Origin of the sequence: Chryseobacterium sp. POE27 (genome assembly GCF_039727685.1) — a bacterium.
GTDB lineage: Bacteria > Bacteroidota > Bacteroidia > Flavobacteriales > Weeksellaceae > Chryseobacterium.
The window spans coordinates 547,850-564,534 of record NZ_CP152475.1; the positions used below are offsets into that span (position 1 = coordinate 547,850).

Sequence of the window (16,685 nt, forward strand, 5' to 3'; positions counted from 1 at the left end):
TTTTCCGGATTTTTTTGTTACGAATTAAATCGCTTAATGAGTAATAAACCCTCATGGATAATCATATTAAGTATAAATACGGAAAAGTAAATTCAGTGTTTTTACTGATATTTTATATGTTCTTTTTTACCAATTTTACATCATAATTACTACACAGAAATTATTAAGCTAATAACCATTAAAGACTCTGATTCGGTAAAAGAGAAAGGCAGCTCATTGAGCTGCCTTTTTGTCATATAATAGTTGAAGTGTCATATTTTCAACAATTCAATAGTTCTTTCTGGGTTTTCTGCTGAAAAAACGGCATTTCCTGCCACAAGAACATCTGCTCCTGCTTCAAATAGTTTGGCAGCGTTATCGATATTCACGCCTCCGTCAATTTCAATGAGTGCTGTAGAATTGTTACTTAAGATAAGATCTTTCGTTTCAGCTATCTTTTTATAGGTATTTTCAATGAATTTTTGACCACCAAACCCAGGATTTACACTCATCAGCAATACCAAGTCTACATCGGCAATGATATCCTCAAGCATCAATACAGGGGTTGAGGGATTTAGGACAACACCTGCTTTTGCCCCCAAGCTCTGAATATGATGAATTGTTCTGTGAAGATGAGTACAGGCTTCGTAATGCACAGAAACAAGATCAGCACCTTGGTTTATAAATTCTTCAACGTACTTTTCAGGTTCTAGGATCATCAGATGTACGTCAACAAACTTTTTGGCATGCTGCTGCACGGTTTTCATTACCGGAAAACCGAAAGAAATGTTTGGAACAAATCTTCCATCCATGACATCCACATGAAACCAGTCGGCCTGTGAATTATTTATCATTTCAATGTCTCTCTGCAGGTTTCCGAAATCTGCGGCTAACAGAGAAGGAGCAATAAGCTTAGTTTTCATTTTACTATTTATACTTTACTTTATTATTACATTTAATTTAAAAAAAACGAAGATCTTAATCTATCTCTACAATATTAATTAATGATATTTCAGTTTCATTTCCGGTTGAATTTTAAGAAGAGTTTCATAAATCAACCTAATGACATTCCCCACATCTTCTTTAGAAACCATTTCCACCGTTGTATGCATATAACGTAAAGGTAATGAAATCAATGCACTTGGAACACCTCCGTTAGAATGGGCAAAAGCATCTGTATCAGTTCCTGTCATTCTGCTGGCAGCAGCTCTCTGGAAAGGAATCTTTTTCGTTTTGGCCGTTTCGATAATTAATTCTCTGATGGTATGGTGAACACTTGGTGCAAAAAACACAACCGGCCCGTCACCACACTTCTGGTCGCCTTCCTTCTTTTTTTCGATCATGGGAGTCGATGTGTCATGGGTAACATCTGTCACAATGGCAATATTGGGTTTTATTGTGTCTGCGATCATATCTGCGCCATACAATCCCACTTCCTCCTGAACGGAATTGGTGATATACAATCCGAAAGGAAGCAATTTTTTATTTTCTTTTAAAAGACGTGCTACTTCAGCGATCATAAACCCGCCAATTCTGTTGTCCAACGCTCTGCAGACAAAATAGCGATCATTCATTTCGAAGAATTCGTCAGGATATGTTATCATGCAGCCAACGTATATTCCCATTTCTTCTACCTCTTTTTTTGAAGTGGCGCCACAGTCGATAAATATATTTTCGATTTTGGGAGCTGGCTCATTCTGGTTAGTTCTTGTATGAATAGCCGGCCATCCGAACACTCCTTTAATAATCCCTTTTTCTCCATGAATATGAACTACTTTCGATGGAGCAATCGTCTGATCAGAACCTCCGTTTCGGATTACATAGATCAATCCGTCATCAGTAATATAATTCACGTACCAGGAAATCTCATCTGCATGAGCTTCAATAACTACTTTAAATTCTGCTTCAGGATTGATAATTCCATAGCATGTGCCATAATGATCCACTTCAATTTTGTCAACATATGGTTTAATATAATCCATCCAGATTTTCTGTCCTTCATGCTCATAACCTGTCGGGGAAGAAGTATTTAAATATTTTTCTAAAAATTTCAAAGATTTCTTATCAAATTTCATAAAAAGGAATGATTTTTGCGTTTAAATTTCTTTATAATAGCTGTAAAAATAATGAAATTTAGCAAGATTATTTGTCTTTATCTTTTCTTTTTTTGGGGTGAGTGTTTTTGGTCAGAAAGATTCTGTTATTGCAAAACCGCTAAGCCAATATCCTCAGGAATTGCTTAAGGTAGACGAATTCGGAAATAAATATTTTTATGATGAAAGGCAGAAGGCGAAGATTTACGAAATAAATGGTGAAACAGTTGTCGTAATGGACGAATTGATTTTGCTGAATAAACCTAAATTTAATAACCAGTTAGACAGAAACTATTACTATTTTCTCAACAAAAAACTGTACAGAGTTTACCCCTTATTTGTAACTGCTTTGCAGCAATACAGGGATATCCAGGGGGGAAATGAACAATATGAACAGCAAAGCAAAAAGGAAATATCTAAGAGACCGTCAGAATATTCTCGCTGATCAATATGAAAAGCAGCTTCGGGATCTTACAACAACTGAAGGACAGATATTTACAAAACTAATGAACAGGGCAACAGGAAAGAACGTTTATGAAATCATAAAAGAACTGAGAGGAGGCTGGAGTGCATTTTGGTGGAATTTAAAAGGCAAAATGGCAGATATTGACCTTAAAGAGAAATATGATCCACATGTCAACAGAACAGACGAATATCTTGAATCATTACTTCAATCCAATTGGAATTCAGGGTATCTGCAGCCTTATCCGGGAGCCAATAACTTTAAAATCTACAAATAATAATCAGCATACGAAAATTCCTGTAAATTTTTTTACAGGAATTTTTCTTTCAGTTTATTAAAAACAATTGCATCAACCGGTAGGACAAAAGGGTTATCGGGTCTGTTGATATCAATCCATTCTGTTTTTTCTATACAAGGATCGAGAATGAGAAAATCTTCTTCGTTAATGATATTCACGAGATAATAAATAGTAAGCAGCTGCTCATTTTCCCGGAATCGTGATACCAGAAAATTTTCCTGAGTATAGAAATGTTCTTTTACTTCGATTTTTACGTTTAGTTCTTCATCAAATTCACGGTGCAGACATTCTATTACGCCTTCTCCAAATTCCAATCCGCCGCCCGGAAATTTCATTAAAGGTTCACCAGCATATTCTTCAAACAAAGCCAGGACTTTTTTTATCCTTCACTGCACATGCATAAACCCTAATGTTTATCTTATCTATCATATGTAATAATTTGTATCGCTAAATTAAGAATTTATATGCAAAAAGGGCCGTGAGAACAGTTAAAAAGATTTTATCTTTAAGATCTTCTTTGAATTCAAGAACTAATAATTTTCAATCCGTTTTGAAATAAATTAAATTTTAACTACCTTATTTAAGATAAACGTTTAACCAAAATAAGTATCAACACAATGAAAATATTAGTATTATCCATAAATTTTTGATAATCGCTAAATTGAAGACAGATACAAATGATTGATTTTCAATATTTTGATAGATTAATGTTTAAAATTTAAAAAGCCGCTAAACTACAATTATTTTTGAAACGGCCAAAAAATAATGCTATTGTTTTTTTACTCTATAATAGAATAATTTTGCGCTAAAGTAAACCATCATGAAACGAGCTTCTATAAAAGACATTGCAAGAATCGCGGGAGTTTCCGTAGCAACGGTATCATATGTTCTTAATCGAAAAGAAGGAAGCCGGATCAGTGAAGCTACACAGAAAAAAATCCTGGAAGTCGCTGAGGATATTAATTATACACCGAATAAAATTGCCAAAAGTTTAAAGATGAGCAAGAGTAAGCTGATCGGACTTATCGTGGCAGATATTTCAAATGACTTTTATTCCAATATTGCACGAAGCATTGAGGATGAAGCGATGAAACTGGGATATACACTCCTGATCGGAAGCTGTGATGAGAATCCTGAAAAATTTAAAAAGCTGACCGAACTGTTTTCCGAGCAGCAGGTCGACGGAATGATCGTCGCACCGGTTGTAGATTCTGACGAAGCAATTATCAAACTGATTAAAGAAGAATATCCTATTGTAACTATCGACCGCTACCTGAAAAATGTAAATCTTCCGGGTGTAATGATTAATAATTCGGAAGTCTCCGAACAAATTTGTGATTATTTGCTTGAGAAAAACTTTAATGAGCTGATTTATGTTGGTTATGATACCCGATTGCCACATCTTCTTGACAGGCAGCATGGTTTTGAAAAAAGAATTGAAAAATCTCATGTTCCGGTAAAGAGAATTTTAACCGGTATTCATAATATCACGGAAGAACTGCATGAAAAACTGAAAAATAATCTGGATCTTTCTAAAAAAACAGCTATTTATTTTTCAAGTAACAAGCTGGGAATTGCCGGTCTGCGATATCTTATTGACAACAATATCAAAGTTCCGGAAAATGTTTCGCTGATTGCTTTTGATGAAACTGAAGCGTATTATCTTTTCCCTGCGGAAGTGAGTTTCGTGCAACAACCTTTGGCGGAGATGGCCAGGGAATCTGTAAAACTCCTTGACAACCAGATCAATAATTATACACCGGATGGAAAAAGAGTAACCTTTCAGGCAAAATTTATGGAAAGAAACTCTGTAGAATAACAATTTTAATGTTTTAAATTAAATGAAAGATAAAACCTATATAACATGTTTCGGAGAGGTTCTGTGGGATATTTTCCCTGAAGGTTCCAGAGCAGGAGGAGCGCCTTTTAATGTGGCATATAATGTCCATAAAATGGGTATTGATGTAAAGGTACTCAGCAGAACAGGAGATGATGAACTTGGAAAGAAACTAATACAAAAGATCAGTAATTGGGGAATTTCAACAGATTACATACAGGCTGATAATGATCATCCAACCGGTACAGTAATTGCGAAGATTGATAAACAAAACGAAGCAACTTATGAGATTATTAATGATGTGGCATGGGATTATATTGAATATTTTCCTGAACATAAAGAATTAATATCCAATGCTAAAGCGTTTGTCTTCGGAAGTCTTTCTTCAAGAAGTGAAAAAACAAAAAATACCCTGATTAAGCTTCTTGATATAGCAAAGCTTAAAATTTTTGATGTTAATTTAAGACCACCTTTCATTGATGTAGAACTAATTAAAACTCTTTTGCATAAATCCGATATTGTCAAAATAAATAAATCCGAACTGCAGCAGATTGTAGATTTTACAGATGAAAAATTTAATACTGAAGAGGAAGCTGTACAAGCGATCCAAAGACGTTTCAATATTACGGAAGTTGTTTTAACTAAAGGAAGCGACGGAGCAAGGTATTTTGTAAACGATAAAAATTACACTTTTGCAGCATTACCAATTACAGTTGCTGATACGGTAGGAAGTGGGGATGCTTTTTTATCAGGATTTATTTCAAAAAGAATCCGGAACGAAAATCCGGAAGAAATTCTAAAACAGGCAATCGCTTTAGGAGCGTTCATCACATCAAAATCCGGTGCGTGTCCAGAATATCAGTATTCAGATTTCGAAAAATTTAAAAAGGAAAAATTTGGGTTGAATGAACAGGCTACCACATAAATGCAGATCATGAAAATTTTCATGTAAAATCTGTAATAATTAAGAACGGATTTCGTTTTAAATTAGATCAACAAAATTAAAACGATATGAAAAATTTAAAGAAACTTACAAAAACAGAACTTAAGTCATTGTACGGCGGGCAGCCAAAAAAAGTATTGCGTTTACTGTGAAAGATTAAACAAAACAGTCTGTAGCGAAGTTCCAATCGCACAATGTCCTTAATCATTTATCAACCGCTTTTCAGGCGGTTTTTTTATTATCATTTTCTATTTAGTATTCACTGTATTTATTTTACCTAAAAAACCGAGTCATAAAAGATATTATACCACAAAAATTAATACATTTGACGGTATAATTAAAACTGTAGTGAATCCCATTCTAGATGTTGTTGTACGCTCCGTTTGCGTTTACCTTTTCATGGTAATCGCCATTCGCCTTTTTGGTAAAAATCAGCTTTCACAGCTTAATGCAGGCGATGTTGTGCTGCTTCTGCTTATCTCTAATGCCGTTCAGAATGCAATGGTGGGCGAAAATACTTCTCTGGAAGGTGGTCTTGTAGCAGCGCTTGTTCTTTTTGTAGCCAATTTTATCGTTAAAAGATTAATGTTTTCCAATAGAAAATTTGAAAGTTTTATGGAAGAAGATCCGGTAGTTTTGATAAAGGATGGCAAAGTAGACGAAAATGCTTTAAATAAAGTAAAGATCAGTAAAGATGAATTGGAGGAAGCAGTGAGAGAGCATGGTGTAGACGGAATAAAAAAAAGTGAAATTATCAATTCTTGAAGTCGATGGAAATATCAGCGTGATCTCTGAAGATGAACAAAGTAAACAGACTCATTATTCAAGAATTAAAAGAAAATACAGACATAAATACCGTTGATATGAAGAACTATGAACTTAGAGAAATGCTTCCTGATGATATACACAGGGTTTTAGACATCTTCAGGCAAGGTATTGAGAGCGGTATGGCAACTTTTCAAACGACAGTTCCTACTGCTGAAGCCTGGGATATGGAATATCACAACGACTGCCGTTGGATCCTGGAAAATGAAAGTCAGGAAATTGTAGGATGGTGTGCTTTAAAACCTGTCAGTAAAAGAGATTGTTACCAAGGTGTCGCGGAAATAAGTATTTATTTTGATAACAATTATCAGCGTAAAGGTTTGGGTTCCGTGTTGCTTAAAAAACTTATTTTAGACAGCGAAGATCATGGTTTTTGGACGCTGCAGGCAAATGTATTTCTAGATAATCAGGCTTCTGTAAAGTTCCATCAGAAAAACGGATTCAGAATAGTAGGCGTGCGGGAAAAACTTGCAAAACTCAACGGAATCTGGAAAGATGTCATTCTGCTTGAAAGAAGAAGCTCTGTAATTAATTGATTATCTTTTATCTATTTAATTAGCTTTAAGTGTTGTTTAAACAATTTTACAAATCGCCGAAAAGTTCCTGCTCATTTTGGCACCAACCTTGTTCATCATATCCCGGAATTTGAAAAGTGAAAAAATGAAAAATTTGATTAAAATTGTTGGACTTACAGCAATTATGATGATGACTTCATGTATTGTTCATGAACATCACGGAAGAAGAGGGATGCCTCCGGGACAAGCGAAAAAAGTTTATATTTATGAAAGAGGGCCGGGACATGGCCATGGGCACGGGCATCACAGAGGGCATGGACGCCATAGATAAAATTGAAAAAAATAAAAAGCATCGAATTTTTCGGTGCTTTTTTTCTGGTTTGAAATTCTGAAATAAGGCTTACTTAAAAATATATTGCAGCCTTTATTTAAAATCTTGATTTTTTAGGATTTAAAAAAAGTATTGAAAATCATCACTTCCTGTCCAAACCTGGCTTCAACATGTTCTGCGATATTTTGCAGTTCGCTTTTCACAAAGTCTTCTCTCAACTCATCATTATCAAAAACAAGCAGAAGATTATAATTTTTTCCTTCTTCAATGTAGTCACTATGCACTTCTGAAAGGATGTATTTATTAACGTCCATTAAATTTTCGGTCATTAAAACCAATGTTTCATCGATATAGTTTTCCCATTTTTCCAGATTGTTTTTTGTACAGTGGAAAGTTATACTAAGCAGGCTCATGTTTTATGATTTTTTTAATGTTTTGAGTAAATTTCTACCGCAAAAATCGACAAATTTTTCGTAAATTAGCCCGTTAATAAAAATTCAAAAAAAATAATTTTCAGACGTACAGCTAAGGGTCTGACTGTCATTATAATAAAATTTGTTTATGCAAAAAGAAGGAGAAAGACTGATTCCCATCAACATTGTTGATGAAATGAAGTCGTCTTATATCGATTATTCGATGTCGGTAATCGTTTCAAGGGCGTTACCTGATGTAAGAGACGGCTTAAAACCCGTTCATAGAAGAGTACTTTACGGTATGTATGGATTAGGGGTTTTTTCTAATAGAAAATATTTAAAATCTGCTAGAATTGTTGGGGACGTTTTAGGTAAATATCACCCTCACGGAGATTCTTCTGTATATGATGCAATGGTAAGAATGGCTCAGGACTGGAGCCTCCGCTATCCTCAGGTAGACGGCCAGGGTAACTTCGGTTCAATGGATGGTGACCCACCGGCAGCGATGCGTTACACCGAAGCCAGGTTGAAAAAAATCTCTGATGAAGTACTTTCAGACTTAGACAAAGAAACGGTAGATTTCCAGAATAACTTTGACGACAGTTTAACTGAGCCAACAGTGATGCCTTCAAAAATTCCTAACCTTTTGGTTAACGGAACTTCAGGTATCGCAGTAGGGATGGCTACCAATATGGCTCCTCACAACCTGACGGAAGCTGTAAATGCAATCTGTGCTTATATTGATAACAGAGAAATTACGATTGATGAGTTAATGCAGCACATCATCGCTCCGGATTTTCCTACAGGTGGTATTATCTATGGATATGATGGGGTAAGAGATGCTTTCCATACCGGTAGAGGCAGAGTCGTGTTAAGAGCTAAAGTTGCTTTCGAAGAAATAGGAAACAGAAATGCCATTATCGTCAATGAAGTTCCTTATCAGGTAAACAAAGCCGAGATGATCGCCAGAACCGCAGACTTGGTAAAAGACGAGAAAATCCCCGGAATTTACGAAATCAGAGATGAATCTGACAGAAGAGGACTTCGTATTGTTTATGAATTGAAAAATGATGCAATTCCGAATGTAGTTTTAAACTTATTATATAAATATACTTCACTTCAGACATCTTTCAGTGTTAATAATATTGCATTGGTTCACGGAAGACCGGAACAATTAAACCTGAAAGATATCATCCACCATTTTGTGGAACACAGACATGAAGTCATTGTAAGAAGAACCAAATTTGAGCTTAGAAAAGCAAAAGAAAGAGCTCATATTCTGGAAGGTTTCATGAAAGTAATCGGAACACAGGATGCTTTAGATAAAGCTATTTCTATCATCCGTCATTCTTCCAATCCGCAGGCTGCAAAAGAAGGATTGATCGAAGCTTTCGAACTTTCTGAAATTCAGGCTCAGGCCATTCTTGATCTGCGTCTTGCCCGTCTTACAGGAATGGAGCTTGATAAGATCCGTGATGAGTACGACGCTATCATGAAAGAAATTGCAGATCTGGAAGATATTCTGACAAATGAACCAAGAAGATTCCAGATTATTAAGGATGAATTAATTGATGTTAAAGAAAAGTACGGCGACGAAAGAAGAACGGAAATTGATTATTCAGGAGGTGAAATGTCTATCGAAGACATCATTCCGAACGAATCTGTAGTACTTACCATTTCACATGCCGGATATATTAAAAGAACTTCACTTTCAGAATACAAGGTACAAAGCAGGGGAGGTGTAGGTAACAAAGCGGCAACAACAAGAGATTCCGATTTCCTTGAATATATTGTTTCTGCTACCAATCACCAGTATATGCTGTTCTTTACCGAAAAAGGAAGATGTTACTGGCTAAGGGTGTTTGAAATTCCTGAAGGTTCTAAAACCGCAAAAGGAAGAGCAGTACAAAATTTAATTAACATCGAACCTGATGATAAAATTAAAGCTTATATCCGAACCAATAACCTTAAAGATTCTGAATATGTAAACCAGATGAGCGTTGTAATGGTTACCAAAAACGGTACCATTAAGAAAACATCATTAGAAGCATATTCAAGACCGAGAGTGAATGGGGTAAATGCTATTGAAATCAGAGATAATGACCAGTTGTTGGGAGCATACCTTACAAATGGTACATCTCAAATTATGATTGCCACGAAAAACGGTAAATGTATCCGCTTCCCTGAAGAAAAGGTAAGAGAAGTGGGCAGAGGTTCTATCGGGGTACGCGGTATCGCCATGGAAGATGATGATGAAGTAATCGGTATGATTGTAGTAAACGACGTAGAAAAAGAAACTGTTCTTGTAGTATCTGAAAAAGGATATGGTAAAAGAACAGCTGTTGAAGACTACAGAATTACCAACAGAGGAGGAAAAGGAGTTATTACGCTCAACATTACTGAAAAAACGGGAAACCTGATTGCTATTCAGAATGTAACGGATGAAGACGGATTAATGATCATTAACAAATCTGGCGTTGCCATCAGAATGGGAATGGACGAGATGAGAGTAATGGGAAGAAATACGCAAGGGGTAAGAATGATTAACCTTAAGAAAAATGATGAAATTGCTGCTATTGCAAAAGTAGCAATGGACAAAGAAGTAGAAGATACTGAAGAAATAGAAGGAACTGTAGCTGATAACCACGAAAACGAGACAGAAACACCGCAGACAGATAATAATGCGGGAGAAAATGAAAGTTCTGATTCGGAAGAATAATATTGTACAATTAATATAAAATAGTGATTATGAAAAAGCTAATTTTAGGTATGGCTATCGTAGCGTCAGCTTTTGTTTTCGGACAGAAAGGTGATGTGAACGCTCAGCTACAAGAAGCTAACAAAGCAGCAATGGATGCATACAACGCAAAAAACTATGCTGTGGCGGCTCCTAAGTTTATGGAAGTTTACAACTTACTGAAGACTAGTGGACAGGACAATAAAGTATATATGTATTATGCAGGTCTTAATTATGCTTTGGCAAATGATATTCCTCAGGCTACAAAAATATATACCGATCTTATTAACTCAGGCTACACCGGCGTTGAAACGACTTATACGGCCAAAGAAAACAAAACAGGACAGGTGGCAAGCTACGATAAAAGCACCTGGGAATTGTTAAAGAAAAGTTCTTCAAAAGATTATTCTGATTTCAAATCGGAGCAGACTCCAAGTGTGGAAGCTGATCTTTATGAGACTTTATCGACCCTTTTGCTGAATGCTAAGAAAAATGACGAAGCTTTAGCCATTATTGAAAAAGGTCTTGCCAAATTTCCTAACAATACTAAATTAAAGGAATATCAGGGAAGTGCATTATACGCATCCGGAAACACGGATAAATTTATGCAGAACCTTAAAGAACAATTGGCGAAAAACCCGAATGATGCAACCAACTGGTACAATCTTGGAGTTCTTCAGTCAAAAAATCCTGAAACGGTAAATGATGCTATTGCTTCTTTCCAGAAAGCTATTGAGCTGAAACCGGATTTCTCAAATGCTTATCAGAACCTTGTTTACACCGTGATCGGTGATGATGAAAAAGCAGTAAGTGAAATCAATGCATTGAGAAAATCAAAGCCGGACGATGCAACGAAACTTATTGAAGCAAGAAAAGAAAGATTTAATAAATCTTTACCTTATGCAGAAAAATGGTATCAGGCAATGCCGACAGATATTACTGCTGTTCAGGTATTAAAGGACATCTATAATACAACTAAAAATACGGCTAAGTATAATGAAATGAAAGCTAAAGAAGCTGAACTTCAAGCCAAGCAGCCGAAATAAGTCAATCAAATAAAAAACCGAAACATCAAGTTTCGGTTTTTTTATTATTAAATTTTTGATTTAAATTAATTTTCAGATTATCCCAGCACAGTTACACCTTTTTGGATCATTTCATAAATTGCATCTCTTCCGTTATCAGGTTTCACATTTACGGCCCTCGTTCCGTTGAAATGCAGGCATGTGACATATCCACTGCTCACGGCATCAGTGCAGGTGAATTTTACACAGTAATCCATGGCAAGGCCTACAATTTCCAATAATTGAATGTCATGGTATTTCAGAAAATCATCTAATCCTGTTTTCATAAAATGATTATTGTCCTGAAAGCCACTATAGCTGTCAATTTCAACATTTTTACCTTTCTGGATAATATGGGTGACTTTATCCCGGTTAAGATCTTTGTGAAATTCTGCCCCGAAAGTTCCCTGGATACAATGATCCGGCCACATAAACTGCGGAACACCATTCAGAATAATACTTTCGCCGACTTTTCTGCCATTATTGCTGGCAAAACTTTTATGATTTTCAGGATGCCAGTCCTGAGTTAAAACAATCTGATCATACTCGTTTTCATCCATCAGAGCATTGATGTAGGGAATTACCTCATTTGCTCCGGGAACTGCCAATGCGCCGCCCTCACAAAAATCATTCTGCACATCTACGATTATTAACGCTTTTTTCATATTTAATATTATCGAATTTTTGATAAATTTACAAAAACTAATATTCAAAAAATTGTCCAAATAAAATTTATCGGACAAATAGGCATTATGAAAACATATATCATTGATAAAGGATTCCTGAACAATAAAAAATCTATTCTCACTGTTGATGAAAAAACTTTAACGCTTAATGGTGTTGTTTTGAGAAAAGAGGAAATTATAGGAATCCGATATGGGATACATTTCATCAGAGGATATATGGCAACGATCGGGAGAGAATATCAGATCTTTATAAAAACAGTTTCCGGTAAAGAAATGAAGATTTCCTTCAGACTCTTTTATGGAAGAAAACTCAACGAAAAACATAAACTTTACTGTGAGATTATTGATACGCTTTGGGAGAATTTTTACAATGATATTTTAAAAAATTATATTAATAAGTTCTTAAATAAAGAAGACCTGATAATAAGTGGCATTAAAATTTCTAATGATAAAATTACTTTCGGTAAGGAGGTAATTCCATGGGAAAATCTAATGATTAAAAAATACTATCACTATTTTATAATTTTCTCAGAAACAGATCAGTATCACAACAAAATGTTATATTATTTAAATGATCAGGATGCTGTTATTTTATCAGAATTATTAAATTACATAATTAAAAATGAACTCTATAGAACAGAAAAAGTTTCCCATAGGCAGGTTTGAGGAACCTGAAAACATCTGTGATGTTAAACTGGATGAATACATAAAAGTTATCAAAGATTTTCCGGGAAGACTGAAAAACCTGATTGAAGATTTTTCGGATGATCAACTCGATACACAATACAGAGAAGGTGGCTGGACAGTAAGACAACTCGTGAATCATATTGCCGACAGTCATATCAATAGTTTTATACGGTTCAAACTGGCTCTTACGGAAGACAATCCTACAATAAAACCATATGAAGAAGCAAAATGGGCAGAACTTCAGGACAGTCAGAATATGCCTGTAAAACCGGCGATGAGAATGATAAAAGGAACTCATCAAAGGTGGACGGCATTACTGAAAAGTATGACCAATAAACAGTTTGAACGAACATTTCATCATCCTGAGCACAATAAAAACTACGATCTGAGAAACTCTCTCGCTATATATGCATGGCACTGCAATCATCATTTTGCTCATATTGAAAACTTAAAGAAAGAAAAAGGTTGGTAAAAAAAAGTCTTCATAACCCATTTTTTTTCGAAGAGATTATAAGCAGAATTTATTGTTTACATCAAAATTCAAAACCGATATGGGGAAAAATGGATGTCTGCCAGATGATGAAACACTGTAATCAGGTTCTTCAGGTTCCGCTTGGGAAAATTGAGCTTCCAAAAATAAACCTTTTATTTAGAGCCATAGGAATTGTTACAAAATGGGAGATTCAGATTTTTAATAACGGAATTCCTCCAAATATGCCCACTTTTCAAAAACTTATCGTTAATTTTGAGTGTGATTTTGAAGAAGAAAAGAAAAGTCTTCTGAAAACGCTTGAAGAATACAGAATCTGTTTTGAAAACAAAAATCTGCCCGATCATCATGTTCTTTTCGGTAAAATGAAAGAAAAAGACTGGGGATTTCTGGAATACAAACATCTTCATCATCATCTAAAACAATTTAATGTATGAGTTTTTTTGACAAAATATTCGGTGGAAAAGAAGAAATTTCTGACAAAAATCCGATCTGGAAATATATAGAATCTGAGGAAGATCTGAAAAAAGCTATTGAAAGTTCATTCAACCGTAAAATTGCTATATTCAAACATTCAACCAGCTGTTTTATAAGTAAAACGGTTCTAAGAAATTTTGAAAAGGAAATTGAAAATTCAGAGAGTAAGCCGGAACTTTATTTCCTGGACTTGCTCGCCCACAGAGCCATTTCAAATAAAATTGCAGAAGATTTGAATGTAAGACATGAAAGCCCGCAATTACTCGTTATTGAAAACGGAAAAGTAATGAATAGCGCATCGCATCAACATATATCGGCAGACCAAATTGTATAATGAAGAATATTAATAATTATTTATCTAAAGTTCTTGATGTTCCGTTGGAAAAGGTGAACATGTGCAGTGTGCATTATGAAGTAAAAAAGGTTCAGAAAAACCAGTTTCTGTTACAATACGGGGAAATCTGCAGATATATTTATTTCGTTGAAAAAGGGTTGCTGAAAATGTACTCTATTGATAAAAACGGAAAAGAGCACATCATTCAGTTTGCACCGGAAAGCTGGCTTACTTCAGATCGAAGCAGTTTATATTTTAATGAAAAATCAATTTATTATATCGAAGCGGTAGAAGATTCTGAAGTTCTTCTTTTACATCCTGACTTTATCAATAAGCTGATTGGCGAGTTTCCGAACAGTCTTGAGAAAAGTGACATTCTTTTACAAAAACATATCAAAAGCCTTCAGGACAGAATCAATTCTTTATTGGGAGAAACTGCAGAAGAGCGTTACATGAAGTTCATTAAAATGTATCCGGATCTTCTCCTGAGAGTTCCTCAGTGGATGATTGCTTCTTATCTCGGGATCACTCCTGAAAGCTTAAGCCGTGTAAGAAAGGAACTTGCCCGGAAAAATTTTGTTCCCGACAGTAAATAAAAATTTAGCATTCACAGCTAAGTTGACATATTTCTAGTCCGCCAGGTAAATCTCCTGGCGGATTTTTGATTATGACTACGATCATAGTATGACAAAAATTATAGGTCTATCTTTGGTAATCACACCACTAATATAATATTATGAAACTTCCCTCCAAAAATCCGACAAGTCAGCATTCACCCGGCTGATCAAAAAAACTCATAGAGATCTTTTAACCTTATTTTAAAAAGTAAAATTTTTCAACAAATATTTTACATTAAATATCAGATTTTAAGTCATTTATTTTAATGAATCATAAGAATATTTATTTTGATTAAGGCAAATAAGAAAAATTTTAATATATCTAAAAATCTTGCTGATACTATTTCAGCAGAAATATAAGCATTACAATTTTTGATAGATTACAATACTCGTTTGTCTTTAGAAAAGCGAGATATTTTTATTTATAATGCAATATTAAAACTAATTTACTGCTGATAAATTGACAATAGAATTAATTAATTATTTAAAATATATTAAGGTGCGAAATTTGTATTTAATAAAAACCAATAATTATTTACTAGGAATGCTCATAGAATAAAAGAAAACATTTAAAAACAAATCACATGGTTATTAAAGAAGAAATTCTGCGTTCAGTAGGAGCAGTAACGAGACATTATAACCCCGCGGATATTATTTTTAAAGAGGGTGATATTCCACATTACTATTATCAGATTGTCGATGGAGAAGCAAAACTTAACAATTATACTGACGACGGAAAAGAAATTATACAAACACTTTTGGAACCTGGTCAAAGCATTGGTGAATCTTTGCTTTTTTTGGACAAAGCCTATCCTGTAAATGCTATTGCTATTACAAAATGTACTGTCCTTAGAGTTCCTAAAACCATTTTTCTTGATCTCATGAAGCTTTATCCTGAAATATCTTTAAACATGAACAAAACCCTCTCGCAAAGGCTTTATTTTAAGCTGATAATGGCACAGAACTTATCTTCTCAGAATCCGACAGCAAAGCTTAAAGTGCTGATGGACTATTTAAAAAGCTTTCAGAAAGAACAATCTCCTTATTCCTTTATGATTCCGCTAACCAGACAACAAATGGCAAGCCTTACAGGTCTTTGTGTAGAAACAGCGATAAGAACAATTAAGGTAATGGAAAAAGAAAAAATAGTAAAAATCAAAGACCGAAAAATTTTATATTAATTTTGTTTGAATACTAATTTTTTTTACGACCTTTTAGAAAAAAATAACTGTAGAAAAATGAAAACGATCAGCTGCATGAACATTGAGCCCGAACTTCTTTACTCATACGGTGCCGAAAGAAAATCTTATAAACAGAAAGAGATCATTTACAGAGAAGGAGACCATGCCGCATATTATTATCAGATCACAAAAGGAAAAGTAAAGCTTAACAGCTATGACGAAGGAGGCAAAGAATTTATTCATAATATCATCGGTGAAAATCAAAGTTTTGGAGACTCATTGATTTTTATTGAAAAAATTTATGTTATGAATGCAGTCTGCCTTACAGATGTAGAAGTATTACGACTTCCAAAAAACAACTTTATCGAGCTTCTCGAAAACAACCCGAAAATTTCTCTGGAACTGAATGCATGTCTGTCTCAGAGACTGTATTTTAAAGCCATCATGTTACAGAACATGTCTTCTCAGAATCCGGTGATACGCCTTGAGGGATTACTCAATTACCTGAAAAGCTATCATGACGGAGACTGCGAACAATGTTTCCCTGTAGAACTAACCCGCCAACAGATCGCCAACCTTACCGGACTGAGAGTAGAAACCGTTATCAGAAATCTGAAAAAGATGGAAAAGCAAGGCAAACTCACGATAAAAGACCGAAAAATTTTATATTAATATTTCCAACATGACTTGGGTCATAAAATAGTGATATATTCTA

At 34.8% G+C, this 16,685-nt stretch carries 19 protein-coding genes and 2 pseudogenes; 16 read left to right on the forward strand and 5 right to left on the reverse strand.

Features of this window, described 5'->3' with window-relative positions; all coding sequences use genetic code 11:
* Positions 1-251: 251 nt before the first annotated feature.
* Complete coding sequence (gene rpe, locus AAHI02_RS02430) at positions 252-902, reverse strand: ribulose-phosphate 3-epimerase (RefSeq protein WP_346985293.1); 651 nt, start codon at positions 900-902, stop codon at positions 252-254.
* 78 nt (positions 903-980) lie between these two features.
* Positions 981-2,054: a M42 family metallopeptidase gene (locus tag AAHI02_RS02435; protein ID WP_346985294.1), complete on the reverse strand. Its 1,074-nt coding sequence runs from the start codon at positions 2,052-2,054 to the stop codon at positions 981-983.
* Between the two features lie 97 nt (positions 2,055-2,151).
* Here AAHI02_RS02435 and AAHI02_RS02440 point away from each other — a divergent pair, with 97 nt between their 5' ends.
* Together AAHI02_RS02440 and AAHI02_RS02445 are read left to right on the forward strand one after the other, a co-directional pair.
* On the forward strand, positions 2,152-2,517 hold the full coding sequence (locus AAHI02_RS02440) for a DUF4294 domain-containing protein (protein WP_346985295.1): 366 nt from the start codon (positions 2,152-2,154) through the stop codon (positions 2,515-2,517).
* Entirely contained in the window at positions 2,462-2,812 is a 351-nt protein-coding gene (locus AAHI02_RS02445) for a DUF4294 domain-containing protein (protein ID WP_346985296.1), read from the forward strand. Before AAHI02_RS02440 ends, AAHI02_RS02445 begins: the two co-directional genes overlap by 56 nt.
* 32 nt (positions 2,813-2,844) lie before the next feature.
* Here the strand turns inward: AAHI02_RS02445 and AAHI02_RS02450 are convergent.
* A pseudogene (locus AAHI02_RS02450) lies at positions 2,845-3,262 on the reverse strand (NUDIX domain-containing protein).
* A gap of 391 nt (positions 3,263-3,653) precedes the next feature.
* Here AAHI02_RS02450 and AAHI02_RS02455 point away from each other — a divergent pair.
* The 5 genes and pseudogenes from AAHI02_RS02455 (at position 3,654) to AAHI02_RS02475 (ending at position 7,284) form a co-directional block, all read left to right on the forward strand.
* Positions 3,654-4,652 (forward strand): LacI family DNA-binding transcriptional regulator, encoded by a 999-nt coding sequence (locus tag AAHI02_RS02455; protein WP_346985297.1) that lies wholly within the window; start codon positions 3,654-3,656, stop codon positions 4,650-4,652.
* Between the two features lie 22 nt (positions 4,653-4,674).
* Entirely contained in the window at positions 4,675-5,595 is a 921-nt protein-coding gene (locus AAHI02_RS02460) for a carbohydrate kinase (protein ID WP_346985298.1), read from the forward strand.
* 366 nt (positions 5,596-5,961) lie between these two features.
* Positions 5,962-6,475: pseudogene (locus AAHI02_RS02465) on the forward strand (YetF domain-containing protein).
* Positions 6,411-6,974, forward strand: a complete 564-nt coding sequence (locus AAHI02_RS02470; protein WP_346985299.1) for an N-acetyltransferase family protein — start codon at positions 6,411-6,413, stop codon at positions 6,972-6,974. Before AAHI02_RS02465 ends, AAHI02_RS02470 begins: the two are co-directional and overlap by 65 nt.
* 124 nt (positions 6,975-7,098) lie before the next feature.
* Positions 7,099-7,284 (forward strand): hypothetical protein, encoded by a 186-nt coding sequence (locus AAHI02_RS02475; RefSeq protein ID WP_346985300.1) that lies wholly within the window; start codon positions 7,099-7,101, stop codon positions 7,282-7,284.
* A gap of 113 nt (positions 7,285-7,397) precedes the next feature.
* Here AAHI02_RS02475 and AAHI02_RS02480 read toward each other — a convergent pair whose 3' ends face one another.
* A complete protein-coding gene (locus AAHI02_RS02480; protein ID WP_346985301.1) occupies positions 7,398-7,697 on the reverse strand; it encodes a DUF4286 family protein in 300 nt (99 codons plus the stop codon).
* Positions 7,698-7,845: 148 nt separating this feature from the next.
* On the opposite strand from AAHI02_RS02480, the gene gyrA reads away from it, so the two are divergent.
* Positions 7,846-10,416, forward strand: coding sequence for a DNA gyrase subunit A (gyrA, locus tag AAHI02_RS02485; protein ID WP_346985302.1), 2,571 nt, complete (start codon positions 7,846-7,848; stop codon positions 10,414-10,416).
* A 29-nt stretch (positions 10,417-10,445) separates the two neighbouring features.
* The gene (locus AAHI02_RS02490; RefSeq protein ID WP_346985303.1) at positions 10,446-11,480 is read left to right on the forward strand and encodes a hypothetical protein; all 1,035 of its coding nucleotides are present in this window, start codon (positions 10,446-10,448) and stop codon (positions 11,478-11,480) included.
* 77 nt (positions 11,481-11,557) lie between these two features.
* Here the strand turns inward: AAHI02_RS02490 and pncA are convergent, their stop codons facing one another.
* Complete coding sequence (gene pncA / locus AAHI02_RS02495) at positions 11,558-12,163, reverse strand: bifunctional nicotinamidase/pyrazinamidase (RefSeq protein WP_346985304.1); 606 nt, start codon at positions 12,161-12,163, stop codon at positions 11,558-11,560.
* Positions 12,164-12,250: 87 nt separating this feature from the next.
* Between pncA and AAHI02_RS02500 the strand changes: the two genes are divergently transcribed.
* The 7 genes from AAHI02_RS02500 (at position 12,251) to AAHI02_RS02530 (ending at position 16,642) form a co-directional block, all read left to right on the forward strand.
* Complete coding sequence (locus AAHI02_RS02500; protein ID WP_346985305.1) at positions 12,251-12,850, forward strand: hypothetical protein; 600 nt, start codon at positions 12,251-12,253, stop codon at positions 12,848-12,850.
* Positions 12,807-13,343: a YfiT family bacillithiol transferase gene (locus AAHI02_RS02505; RefSeq protein WP_346985306.1), complete on the forward strand. Its 537-nt coding sequence runs from the start codon at positions 12,807-12,809 to the stop codon at positions 13,341-13,343. The genes AAHI02_RS02500 and AAHI02_RS02505 overlap by 44 nt, the downstream gene beginning before the upstream one ends.
* A gap of 89 nt (positions 13,344-13,432) precedes the next feature.
* Positions 13,433-13,798 (forward strand): hypothetical protein, encoded by a 366-nt coding sequence (locus AAHI02_RS02510; protein WP_346985307.1) that lies wholly within the window; start codon positions 13,433-13,435, stop codon positions 13,796-13,798.
* The gene (gene ytxJ / locus AAHI02_RS02515) at positions 13,795-14,172 is read left to right on the forward strand and encodes a bacillithiol system redox-active protein YtxJ (RefSeq protein WP_346985308.1); all 378 of its coding nucleotides are present in this window, start codon (positions 13,795-13,797) and stop codon (positions 14,170-14,172) included. The genes AAHI02_RS02510 and ytxJ overlap by 4 nt, the downstream gene beginning before the upstream one ends.
* Positions 14,172-14,768 (forward strand): Crp/Fnr family transcriptional regulator, encoded by a 597-nt coding sequence (locus AAHI02_RS02520; RefSeq protein ID WP_042721528.1) that lies wholly within the window; start codon positions 14,172-14,174, stop codon positions 14,766-14,768. The genes ytxJ and AAHI02_RS02520 overlap by 1 nt, the downstream gene beginning before the upstream one ends.
* A 605-nt stretch (positions 14,769-15,373) precedes the next feature.
* Positions 15,374-15,970 carry a Crp/Fnr family transcriptional regulator gene (locus AAHI02_RS02525; RefSeq protein ID WP_346985309.1) on the forward strand — a complete coding sequence of 199 codons (597 nt, stop codon included), beginning with the start codon at positions 15,374-15,376 and terminating at the stop codon, positions 15,968-15,970.
* A gap of 57 nt (positions 15,971-16,027) precedes the next feature.
* The gene (locus AAHI02_RS02530) at positions 16,028-16,642 is read left to right on the forward strand and encodes a Crp/Fnr family transcriptional regulator (protein ID WP_346985310.1); all 615 of its coding nucleotides are present in this window, start codon (positions 16,028-16,030) and stop codon (positions 16,640-16,642) included.
* Positions 16,643-16,685: the final 43 nt, after the last annotated feature.